The sequence below is a fragment of the Vibrio sp. 1978 genome, assembly GCF_033344345.1.
In genome coordinates, this window is sequence record NZ_JAWPOP010000559.1 from 1 (window position 1) to 656 (window position 656).

General features: G+C 44.5%; 1 protein-coding gene. It reads left to right on the forward strand.

Features of this window, described 5'->3' with window-relative positions; all coding sequences use genetic code 11:
* Positions 1 to 360 precede the first annotated feature (360 nt).
* Positions 361 to 656: SDR family NAD(P)-dependent oxidoreductase (locus R8N49_RS27820; protein ID WP_318190534.1), on the forward strand; the 296-nt coding region annotated here is incomplete at its 3' end.

Consider the following 656-nt stretch of genomic DNA (forward strand, 5'->3'; position numbering starts at 1 on the left):
TGCTCACAGTCCAAGTGAGAACTCAATAATCTGGCTATTGTAAACAGCTACTTAGGGATGCACAAACTTTTAGTAAAATCGTGCGATCCACGAAAGAGAGCGGTATCTGCTCGACTCATCTTCACTGCTCATCATCTTCTCGGTTTAATTTAACTAAAGTCTGCATCTAAAATAAGGCTTTTTTGTAATTCTGTGGAAACGTTTACACAATTTGAATTCGATCACGGATCTGGATCGAGATTGGTTGCTAGACTTTTAGCCAGTTAAGAAATGGGCGTACTGATTCGATGCAATAGCGATTGGCTTTTAGCGCATCAGAGTGAGGTATGAACAGAAAGCAGCAAACGTGGAGAAGCAAAAGTGAAAGTTCTTGTCACAGGCGGTATGGGATACATCGGTAGTCACACTTGCGTTCAGATGATTGAAGCGGGAATGGAACCTATCATCGTTGATAACTTGTGTAACGCCAAACTGGAAGTGTTAAACCGTATTGAAGCGCTGACTGGCAAACAGCCTGCGTTCCACCAAGGTGACATCCGTGACGAAGCCTTTTTGGATACGGTATTCGCGCAGCACGACATCCAAGCCGTGATCCACTTTGCTGGCCTCAAAGCAGTTGGCGAATCGGTGGCAAAACCACTTGAGTACTACGACAA